Origin of the sequence: Devosia sp. Leaf420 (genome assembly GCF_001425445.1) — a bacterium.
In the GTDB taxonomy this organism is placed as follows: Bacteria; Pseudomonadota; Alphaproteobacteria; order Rhizobiales; family Devosiaceae; genus Devosia.
Genome location: NZ_LMQU01000010.1, coordinates 279,592 through 290,487, shown reverse-complemented (window position 1 = coordinate 290,487; position 10,896 = coordinate 279,592). Strand labels below are relative to the sequence as shown.

General features: G+C 57.6%; 8 protein-coding genes. 5 read left to right on the top strand and 3 right to left on the bottom strand.

The window, feature by feature from the left end:
- Window positions 1-90: 90 nt before the first annotated feature.
- Window positions 91-633 carry a cysteine hydrolase family protein gene (locus ASG47_RS08675; RefSeq protein ID WP_061908338.1) on the bottom strand — a complete coding sequence of 181 codons (543 nt, stop codon included), beginning with the start codon at window positions 631-633 and terminating at the stop codon, window positions 91-93.
- A gap of 89 nt (window positions 634-722) precedes the next feature.
- On the opposite strand from ASG47_RS08675, the gene ASG47_RS08670 reads away from it, so the two are divergent.
- A complete protein-coding gene (locus ASG47_RS08670; protein ID WP_061908337.1) occupies window positions 723-1,652 on the top strand; it encodes a GlxA family transcriptional regulator in 930 nt (309 codons plus the stop codon).
- Window positions 1,653-1,938: 286 nt separating this feature from the next.
- On the opposite strand, the gene ASG47_RS21305 is transcribed toward ASG47_RS08670, so the two are convergent.
- A complete protein-coding gene (locus ASG47_RS21305) occupies window positions 1,939-2,487 on the bottom strand; it encodes a putative immunity protein (protein ID WP_413813457.1) in 549 nt (182 codons plus the stop codon).
- A gap of 886 nt (window positions 2,488-3,373) precedes the next feature.
- Here ASG47_RS21305 and ASG47_RS08660 point away from each other — a divergent pair.
- Window positions 3,374-4,174, top strand: coding sequence for an SOS response-associated peptidase family protein (locus ASG47_RS08660; RefSeq protein WP_061908336.1), 801 nt, complete (start codon window positions 3,374-3,376; stop codon window positions 4,172-4,174).
- Window positions 4,175-4,177: 3 nt separating this feature from the next.
- Here ASG47_RS08660 and dinB read toward each other — a convergent pair whose 3' ends face one another.
- Complete coding sequence (gene dinB, locus ASG47_RS08655) at window positions 4,178-5,311, bottom strand: DNA polymerase IV (protein ID WP_082511680.1); 1,134 nt, start codon at window positions 5,309-5,311, stop codon at window positions 4,178-4,180.
- A gap of 149 nt (window positions 5,312-5,460) precedes the next feature.
- On the opposite strand from dinB, the gene ASG47_RS08650 reads away from it, so the two are divergent.
- Genes ASG47_RS08650 through ASG47_RS08640 form a run of 3 tightly spaced genes read left to right on the top strand, consistent with a single transcriptional unit; the run spans window position 5,461 to window position 10,852 of the window.
- Window positions 5,461-6,177, top strand: coding sequence for an ImuA family protein (locus ASG47_RS08650; protein WP_061908334.1), 717 nt, complete (start codon window positions 5,461-5,463; stop codon window positions 6,175-6,177).
- A complete protein-coding gene (locus ASG47_RS08645; RefSeq protein ID WP_244487068.1) occupies window positions 6,168-7,595 on the top strand; it encodes a Y-family DNA polymerase in 1,428 nt (475 codons plus the stop codon). Before ASG47_RS08650 ends, ASG47_RS08645 begins: the two co-directional genes overlap by 10 nt.
- Window positions 7,592-10,852 carry an error-prone DNA polymerase gene (locus ASG47_RS08640; protein ID WP_061908333.1) on the top strand — a complete coding sequence of 1,087 codons (3,261 nt, stop codon included), beginning with the start codon at window positions 7,592-7,594 and terminating at the stop codon, window positions 10,850-10,852. Before ASG47_RS08645 ends, ASG47_RS08640 begins: the two co-directional genes overlap by 4 nt.
- Window positions 10,853-10,896: the final 44 nt, after the last annotated feature.

Sequence of the window (10,896 nt, the reverse complement as noted above, 5' to 3'; positions counted from 1 at the left end):
GGCGCTGTTGCATTACCGTGTGTACGACTCAGCGCGCTTCCACCTAGATCAGAAAATGGCCCGCGAACTTCAGTGCGGGCCATCGGGTTATTATCCGAGGTAGGCTTCTGTTTTGACGATCTTTGCATAAGCAAAGCCTAGTGCCGACATGAATGCTGCGTGCACATGGTCAGCAGGAACTTTCAAGCCGTCGAACTCGGCATCGCGAGTAGCGGCAGCGTCTTCGACAATAGTCACGTTGAACCCGAAATCAGCGGCGGCCCGGGCTGTGGCATCGATGCACATGTGGCTCATCGCACCGATGATGATCACGTCCTCAATGCCAATTTCAACCAGCAACCCCTTGAGGCCGGTGTCGCGGAATGCATTTGGGAAATGCTTCACGACAACCTCCTCGCCATCTTCTGGCGCCACTGCTGATATGATTTCAGCGCCAGGCGTTCCGGCGACGAAGAATGGAGAGCCTGGGGGGTTCTCATGCCGAACATTGATGACCGGTATGCCCTGGCTCCGAGCGTGGGCGATAACATTTTTCGCATTCTGAACTGCGGCATCAATGCCGACCAGCGGCCATGATCCGGATGCCAGGTAGTCGTTCTGAAAGTCTATGACGATGACTGCTTGCTTGCTCATGAATAAGATCCTTTCGTGCACGCAATATGGACGTTCACCGAACGACCCGCTATTGGCGACACCGACAAATAGCGGGTCGGAACCGACACATGGACGACAAGATCGAAATTGCACTGGTCGTGTATCCAGGCGCTCAGGAGGCGGCTCTGCTCGGCTTGGCAGACCTTTTCGCAATTGCCAATCGATCGGATCGACCTCAGATCCGGGCAACTCGATGGCAAGCAGATTCAAACAGCATTTCACCGACCGGAGAGACTGGCGATCCGCGTGTCCTGATAATTCCACCAGGGTTGGGAGGGCCGGTTGATTATAGTGTAGCTCGCCCGATGATGCCTGCCTTGCGGGATCTTCACGGTAGGGGAACCACCCTCGCATCCGTCTGCGTTGGTGCATTCATCCTAGGAGAAACGGGGCTTCTGAACGGCCGATCTGCGACGACGCATTGGGCAACCGCAGACGCCTTCAGGTCTCGCTTTCCCCTGGTGAATCTCGACGTGGACCGACTGGTGATCGACGATGGAGACATAATCACCGCAGGGGGCATGATGGCTTGGACAGACTTGGGTCTGAAGCTGGTCGATAGATACCTGGGCACGACAGCGATGCAAGCCACTGCAGCCACGTTGCTGATAGATCCTCCCGGAAGAGAGCAACGCTATTACAGCTCATTCGTCCCGCGCCTAAATCATGGTGATGCGGCCGTTCTGGTAGTGCAACACTGGCTTCATTCGCAATACGCGGAAAGCATTAGTCTCTCGGACATGACGGCGAAGTCCGGGTTAGAGGAAAGGACGTTCTTGCGGCGCTTCCGGAGGACTACGAGCATGACAGCCACCGAGTATCTTCAACGGTTTCGCATCAACAAAGCTCGCGAAAAACTTCAGTTCAGCAGAGATCCAATCGACGCTGTTGCATGGAGTGTCGGGTACAGAGATCCAAGCGCTTTCCGCAAAGTTTTCCTTCAGATCGTAGGCCTGTCCCCCTCTCAATTTCGCAAGCGTTTCCAAGCTCACGGCTGAGCGACCAGGTTGACAAGAAGCAAGCTTAGAGCCCCGGCATCAAGCGGCAACTCCGATATTGTCCGGACGGCCTTAGCACGCAGCAAGCGCGACATTATTGAGCAGCTCTTATTGCATGACGCGCAGGCTTCGTTATCGATTCCGCCGATGTCTCGCAGGAAGCTGGCAAGGGAGCATATCCTTGATTCCAGACCATATGCGGTAGCTCCGCTAACCGCGCACTCACGGCACCTAGCTCGATGTCCTAATCGCGCACGTCGCCATCTGCAGCTTCAAGCAATCGAGATTAAGATTTCTTGGCCACTGCTATGGCCGCTTGTAGTTTCCGGATGATCTCGCCGATCTGCCCTCGAGCCAGTAGTCTAGGACCAAGTGGGCCGGAGACATGTTCACCGACCGGCGGAAGCGAGCTGAGCGCGTTCCGGACCTCTGATGTCATCTGATCCATCTGCCAGCTAATTTCTTCATCAGCTGCAAGAGGTTTGTCTGGATTGGCAATGCTCATAGCCTTTGCAGCAAAGGCGGCTGCTCCCAATGCGTGTGCGCCCATATGGCAAACAGCCGACGATTGGCCTGCAGATCTGGCTGCCGCGACCGCTGCGGGAGAACGCGCGTCCCGAGATGTGCTGCCGCCTCCGAACCGGCGTCGAATCTGGGACGCGGTGTCTAATTCCCCTCGAGCAAACGCCCTGGTTCGAGCGATTGCATCTCGAGGTCTGCTGTCCTCTGGACATTCCACTTCGAACAAGGACAGCACGCGCTCAGCGCATGCGGCCGCCCAATCCGCCACCAAGCGGCGGTCGTTGTAACTCAGGGTCTGTGGAGACAAGGTCACTCTGATCTTTTCGCTCGGTCTTGGTGTCGAAATGCGAGATCGCTGTTCGTCACTTTATCAACGGGAGCAACCAAACTGAAAATCAAACGAAGCGACGACTGCAACAATTCTCCGAAAAACGCCGCCGTTGAAGCGTTCACTCTGGAATTTCTGACGGGTGAGGATCTCTCGTCAAAGACAGAGGACGTTTCGTCTCTTCCAAAGGCGACCGATGGCGTCTCAGAAATCGAAATACTTCACGCCATCAGCCATGGAAAGATTGGAGCATCCAATGGCTGGATAACTACCAAAGGGACCAGGAGGCAGTTCGCGATTGTCATCGAATTCACAAACTCAAAATGTGCGATCGCTCGCAAACTGAGCCTCTATGGTGAACTACCGACTGACCTTGCAGATCGTCATGGCAAATTCAAAAATTGAGTTGATGTGGAAGGTATTCGCTATCTCGGCGATCAGTGTAAGAGTGGCACCAAGGCTACGGCTATATGCGGGGCTTAACGAGCTCTAACTGGCCGATTGTCACTGCCGTTATGTCAGCGACGGACTTAGAATGTCACGTCAGTTGGTCGAGCATGGAGCGGGGCGGACTTTGAGGGTACCGGACTATCCAGGGAAACCGCCTGATCCAATAGACAAAATTGAGACGCTCGTTGACCATCGTGACGCGGGATGCGTTTTGACGAGCTTTTGCTCAGATGACTACGAGCATTCCCATAAGATCGATTACGACGAAGTCATTGGCCGGCTTGGGAACGTGGCAGTGGATTATGAATTCAAGCTGGCAATGAGATGTCCGATCTGCGGGGCGGCGGGAGGCGGACTTAGCATTCAGCTGCCGAAAGCATTCTAGGGTGAACCCGCCAGTCGAGCTCGAAGGATACCCGCGATGTGCAATCTCTATAGCCATACCTCTAATCGCGATGCCATAGCTGCTCTGGTGCGAGAGTTGGGCCTCTTCTCGGACAACCTAGGCAACTTCGCGCCGCAGACCGGCATCTTTCCAGACTATCTTGCTCCCGTCGTGCGAAACACTCCGGCAGGCAGGGAGCTCACCAAGTTGCGCTGGGGTCTGCCGTCCTCCGGCAAGGCGCTCTACGACAGTGCAGCCAAGCGCGCGGACAAATTGCGCGCCAAAGGCAAAGAGGTCGATTTCGACGCGCTGCTTGCTGCCGAGCCTGATAACGGCACCACGAACGTCCGGAACATCCGATCCGACACTGGCCGGTGGAATGCCCATTGGAACAGATGGATGGGCGTCGACAACCGCTGCGTTGTGCCCTTCACCTCATTCTCCGAATTCGACAATACCGTCGACGATGCGGGGCGGAAAAAGGGCGACACATGGTTTGCTTTTGACCAATCGAGACCATTGGCTTTGTTTGCTGGGATTTGGGTCCAGGGATGGAGCGGCGTGAGGAAGATGAAAACGGGGCGAGAAGAAAACCTCGATCTTTTCGGCTTCCTTACCTGCACGCCGAACAACATTGTCGGCAGCATACACATGAAGGCGATGCCGGTAATCTTGACCACCCCGGATGAGATCGACATTTGGCTCACGGCCTCTAAGGAAGAAGCCATCCTCCTGCAAAGGCCATTGCCAAACGATGTCCTTGAGATCGTCTCCGTCGGCAAAAAGGAAGATCCACCCTCCAGCACGATCGGGGAGCCGGAAAAGCTGTTGCTCTGATGGTCACAATGCGAGCGCCAGCTGCTCCACGCCATCCGATCTGCTCGCCGGCTCAAAACCAGAAATCGAGATACCCAGCAAGCGTATGCCCTTCGAGGTAGGAAACACCGGCGCCAGCAACGAATGTGCGGTACGCTCAACTGCCACCTTGGTTGCGAACGGCGCCTGTTCCGTTCGGCTGCGGGTGATGATTTCGAAATCGGCGAACTTCACTTTAAGGGTCAGGGTGCGCCCATAAAGGCTCTTCTGCTCTGCGTGTCGCCAGACCTTATCGATGATCGGCGAGAGCTTCTCCAATGCCCCTGGTAGATCATGGACGTCATCGAAAAAGGTGTTTTCGCCTCCCACGCTCTTCCGAACGCGGTCTGGCTTGACCCGGCGATGATCGATACCGCGCGCAATCCAATAATAGTACTCTCCACCTGAGCGGAAATGGCGCTGCAGGAATTCAAGGCTTTGCGCTTCAAGATCCGCACCGGTTTTTATGCCGAGTGCCTGCATTTTCGTCGCTGTCGCTGGTCCCACGCCGTGGAATTTCGCGACAGGCAAGGTCCGCACGAAAGCTTGCCCTTTGGCCGGTGGGATAACGAACTGGCCATTGGGCTTGTTGTGGCCCGAGGCCATCTTGGCGAGGAACTTGTTGTAGGATATGCCCGCCGAGGCCGTCAGCCCCGTTCTATCGAGGATTTTTGCGCGGATCTCTTCGGCGATTTCACTTGCTATGGCCATGCCTTTTAAATTCTCGGTCACATCGAGATAGGCTTCGTCGAGCGAGAGTGGCTCGATGAGAGGCGTGTACTCTGCAAAAATCTCATGGATCTGAGCCGAGACCGATTTGTAGACGTCAAAGCGCGGTTTTACGAAAATCAGGTCAGGGCATTTCCGTGCTGCGGTCACCGACGGCATGGCCGATCGAACACCGAAAACCCTGGCCTCATAACTGGCGGCAGCAACGACACCACGCTGGCGCGCACCACCAACGGCGACGGGCTTGCCCCGAAGGCTCGGATCATCCCGCTGTTCGACCGATGCGAAAAAGGCATCCATGTCGACATGGACGATTTTCCGGATGCGCTCTTCGTTCGGCGGGTTTTCCCCAAGCCGCTCTGAGCCGCAAGCCACTGAATCCTCTGACATGATCATCCACCAAGAGTGCAACGCAGAGCAGTTCGACCCAACGGTAAGGCAAACCGCATTGACTCCTACCCGAGTCTTATAGAACAAAGAGGGAACATATTCCCTGTCTGCACGCTTGAAAAGGCGGGTGGAGAAATACGAATTGAAAAATGAACCAGGCCATCGACAGTGCGATGATCGCCGAGCTTCGCGAGAAGATCGGACGTCTTGAAGGCAGGCCTGCCTCGCAACGGGTAGTCCTTCCATTTGGGGTCGATGTCATTGATCGGCACTTGCCGGGTGGTGGTTTGTCCCTGGGTGCCCTGCATGAAGTCGCAGCAGGCGGGAATGGCGCCATCGATGGTGCAGCGGCGGCCCTTTTCGCAGCAGGCATCGTCGCGCGAACCAAAGGCAAGGTTCTCTGGTGCGTCACGCGACAGGACCTATTTGCACCAGCCATAGCCCAAGTCGGGTTGAGCGCGAACCGGGTCATCTATGTCGAGGCCGGCGACGAGCAATCGGTCCTCGAGGCATTCGAAGAGGGTATGCGGTATGGCGGATTAGGTGGGATCGTTGCCGAGGTTGCCAAGCTGACGATGACCGCGTCTCGCAGGCTTCAACTGGCAGCTGAGACTTCCGGAGCCATTGGCATCGCCATCAGACGTTGGCGACGTCAAACGGAGGCAGCCGATTTTGGACAGCCGACGGCGGCCGTCACCCGATGGCGTATCAGCAGCCTGCCATCGCGTCCATTGCCGGTGCCGGGCGTGGGGAGAGCCCGCTGGCAAGTGGAACTCATCAGGTGCCGTGGCGCTGAAGCGGCCGATTTCGTCGACGCGTTCGGGGAAGCGCAGCGCCGCCGGCTGAAGAGCCCGTGGTGCTCGTGACGCGTCGCGGCAGCCGTCGCGAAATTGCGGCCCTCGATCATGTTGCCATTTCGGTCGGGCTCCGCAAGGGCATGCCGGTGAGCAAGGCACAGGCCATGATCAAGTCACTGCATGTTTCAGACCTCGACGCGGCTGGCGATCGGGAGGCAATCGAGCGCCTGGCTCTTTGGGCGCTGCAGCGCTTTTCGCCGTTGGTAGCGGCTGACCAGCCTGACGGCATCGTCATGGATATTGCGGGTGCCGATCATCTCCATGGCGGGGAAGAAATGGTGCTCAAGAAAATCCTGTCGCAGTTCAAGGCCGCCGAGCTCTCGAGAAAGGCAGCCTTGGCAGACACCTGGGGCCAGGCCCACGCGCTGGCGCGCTACCACAAGCATCCAGCTGTTCTAATTGAGCCGGGACAGGGGGCTTCGATCATTCGCGACCTGCCACTGCCTGCCCTGCGATTGCCGGAAGCCACTGTAGCGGCCTTGAGAACTCTGGGTTTTGAGACCATAAGGGACCTCGCCTCCGCACCGCGAGCCACCCTAACGCTCCGGTTCGGCCCGGAAATCGGTCGGCGCATCGACCAAGCCATGGGTCTGGTGGGAGAACCGATCGAGCCAGTCGAGCTACCAGAAATCATCGAGGTCGCTCGACCGTTCGGCGAACCGATTGGCGCCGCCGATACTATCGCAAAGTATATCCGCCAACTGGTCGAGCGTCTTGTCAGCGATCTTGAAAAGAAGGGACTGGGTGCCAGGCGCCTCGATCTTTTGGCGCATCGCGTTGACAATACGACAGTGACGGTTCGCGTCGGCACCGCTTTGCCGATCAGGGACACTAAGCGGCTGACCCGGCTTCTTACGGACAAGATCGAAAAAATCGATCCCGGCTTCGGCATTGAGCAATTGCGGCTACGCGCCGTCCAGGCCGAGTCGCTCGATCCAGCTCAGATGATCAACTCACTCGTTGATGATGCCGATCAGGACGTCGCCGCATTAATCGATGTCCTGAGCAACAGAATGGGGCAGGGCGCGCTTTACCGTTTCGCGCCAGTCGCGAGCGATATTCCAGAGCGCTCCTTCCAGAAGATTCCTCCTCTTTCTGAGGAGACGATTGGCGACTGGCCCAGCAAGTGGCCGCGCCCTACACGGCTCCTTCCGTATCCCGAGCCGATCGAGACCATGGCGCTGCTGCCGGACCACCCGCCGGTCTGGTTCACCTGGCGCGGTGTCCGCCGTCGGATCAAGGCAGCAGATGGTCCCGAACGCATTTTCGGCGAGTGGTGGAAGACCGATTTTGAGATCGCTGCAGTGCGCGACTATTTTCGCGTCGAGGACGAGACTGGCGAGCGCTACTGGATCTACCGTTCTGGCGACGGTGTGGACCCTGAGACCGGCAGTCTCAAATGGTATCTGCATGGCGTCTTTGGATGAGATACGCCGAACTCCATGTCACCAGTCACTTCAGCTTTCTGAGGGGCGCCAGTTCGGCCGACGAACTGTTTGCGACCGCTGCCGTGCTTGGCATTGAGGCACTCGCTGTTGTCGACCGCAATAGCCTTGCCGGCATCGTCAGAGCGCATGAGGCTGCAAAGACCACTGGCGTCAGGTTGATCGTTGGGTGCCGACTTGATCTCGTCGACGGGATGTCGGTTCTTGTCTATCCCAAAAATCGACCAGCCTATGGCCGGCTCTGCCGGCTGCTCTCCCTCGGCAAGGCGCGCGCGGGCAAAGGCAAGTGTGAACTCCATTGGTCCGATGTCGCCACTTATGCCGAAGGACTGGTGGCCATCCTCGTACCCGACGAGGCCGACGAAACCGCGGCGATGCAATTGCGACGTCTCAAGGAGCACTTTGGGCACGATGGCTACCTTGCCCTGACCCTGCGGCGGAGGCCCAACGACCAGCTTCGGCTGCATGAGCTGCAAACCATGGCTGACGCCTCGGGCGTTTCCACGGTCGTGACCAACGACGTTCTGTTCCACGAGCCCTCGCGTCGCATCCTTCAGGACGTGGTCACCTGCATCCGCACCGGCGCAACCATCGACGATGTGGGCTTTGACCGCGAGCGTCATGCGGACCGATACTTGAAGCCGCCGGCTGAAATGGTTCGTCTGTTTCCTCGGAATAGGGATGCTGTGGCGCGAACTATCGCGGTGATGGAGAAATGTCGCTTCAATCTTGAAGAGCTCGCCTATCAGTATCCAGAGGAAGCAGCGATCCCAGGGCTCACACCACAGCAGGCGTTGGCAAAGCTGACCTGGGAAGGAGCCCAAAAGCGGTATCCAGAAGGTGTTCCTGAACGGGTTGTTGGCATCATCAAGCATGAGCTCGATCTGATCGAGAAGCTCAACTACGCGCCATATTTCCTCACCGTGAACTCGATCGTCGCCTTCGCCCGCAGTCGGGACATTCTATGCCAAGGGCGAGGATCCGCCGCAAATTCCGCGGTCTGTTTCGTGCTGGGGATCACCAGCATCGATCCTGACCGCAACGACCTGCTGTTCGAGCGTTTCGTCTCGATGGAGCGACGCGAACCGCCCGATATCGACGTCGACTTCGAACACGAGCGGCGGGAGATCGTCATGCAGTGGGTGTACGAGACCTATGGGCGGGATCACGCGGCGCTCACCTCGACGGTAATCCGCTATCGCTCGAAAGGCGCTCTTCGCGATGTCGGCAAAGCGCTCGGCTTGCCCGAGGACATGATCAAGCTGCTATCGAGTCAGGTCTGGGGCTGGTCCAGGGATGGCGTGAGCCAAAAACAGGCTGAAGAACTCAATTTCAATCTAGGCGACCGCCGTCTGGTGTTGGCGCTGGAGCTCGCCAAACAGCTCATGGGCGCGCCGCGGCATCTCAGCCAGCATCCTGGCGGATTCGTTCTTACCAACGATCGGCTCGATGAACTTGTACCCATCGAACCCGCTCGAATGGTCAATCGCCAGGTCATCGAATGGGACAAGGACGATATAGATGCTCTGAAGTTCATGAAGGTCGATATCCTTGCTCTAGGTATGATGACCTGCATGAAGCGGAGCTTCGATCTTCTCGTCGAGCACAAGGGCATCGCTCTCGATATGGCGACGATCCCGCCTGAAGATCCCAAAACTTACGCAATGATCCGCCGGGCGGACACTTTGGGTGTCTTCCAGATCGAGAGCCGGGCGCAGATGTCGATGCTGCCACGGATCAAGCCGCGGACCTTTTACGATCTCGTCATCGAGGTCGCCATCGTTCGTCCCGGGCCAATCCAGGGCGATATGGTCCATCCTTACCTTCGACGCCGCGAAGGCAATGAAGAGATCGTCTATCCAAAACCAGAGCTGGAAAAGGTGTTGGGCAAAACACTCGGCGTGCCTTTGTTTCAAGAGCAGGCGATGCGGGTTGCAATCGAATGCGCGGGGTTCACGCCGGGCGAAGCCGACCAGCTCCGGCGTGCCATGGCGACGTTCAAGTTCACCGGTGGCGTCTCGCACTTCCGGGATAAACTGGTCGGCGGCATGGTCGCCAACGGCTATGACCAGGACTATGCCGAACGCACCTTCAAACAGCTCGAGGGCTTTGGCTCATACGGGTTTCCTGAGAGCCATGCGGCGAGCTTTGCTTTGATCGCCTACGCCTCCTCTTGGATGAAATGCCACCATCCAGAGATCTTTTGTGCTGCACTGCTCAACAGCCAGCCGATGGGATTCTACGCCCCTGCCCAGATTGTTCGCGATGCGATCGAGCATGGTGTCGAAGTCAGACCGATCTGCGTCAACGCATCTCGGTGGGACTGTACCCTGGAGCCGCTGGGCGATGACCGTTTTGCGATCCGCTTGGGCTTTCGGATGATCAAAGGACTGCCCAATGTAGATGCGGCCGCCCTTATCGGGTCACGCCCCAATCGTGGGTATCAGTCCATCGACGAACTCTGGCACCGGGCCGGGGTGCCAGCCCGCACCTTAGTGCTTCTGGCCAAGGCTGACGCTTTCCACCCTTCCATGGCAGTGACCCGTCGACAGGCACTTTGGAGCATTCGGGCGCTTCGCGACGAGCCGCTGCCTTTGTTCGCTGCAGCGGCCGAGGCCGAAAAGCGGTTTATCACCGAATTGTCCGAGCCAGAGTTTACGGTCAAACCTATGACGGCTGGGGGTGAGGTCGTTCAGGACTATTCAAGCGTCAGCCTCAGCCTTCGATCACACCCAGTGGCGTTCTTGCGTAATGAGCTCGCAAGCCGACGCATTCTTTCCTGCGCCGAGGCAATGGCGACACGGAACAACCATTGGATTTCAACGGCAGGGCTGGTGCTCGTCAGGCAAATGCCTGGCAGCGCTAAAGGTGTTATGTTTATCACCATCGAAGACGAGACAGGCACCGCCAATCTCATCGTCTGGCCCAAGGTTTTCGAGCAGCACCGTCGGATCGTCCTCGGCTCATCGATGATGTCGATATACGGCAAGCTGCAGCGCGAAGGTGAGGTAGTACACCTGATCGCCCGGTCGATGACGGACATGACGCCCGAACTCGCAACCGTTGGCGGCAGGGATGGACAGTTTTCCGTTCGCCCAGGCCGCGGCGACGAACTCGCACACGGCGGGTCCTCCGGTGATTCGCGAACTCGGGAAAGAGATGGGTTTCGCCAACGCGACATCTACATCCCGGATTTGCACATCGACACGCTCAAGATCAAAGGACGGAACTTTCACTGATTGATCGGGCGCCAGTTGTCCATGGTTCGACGATCCTGCCGTCG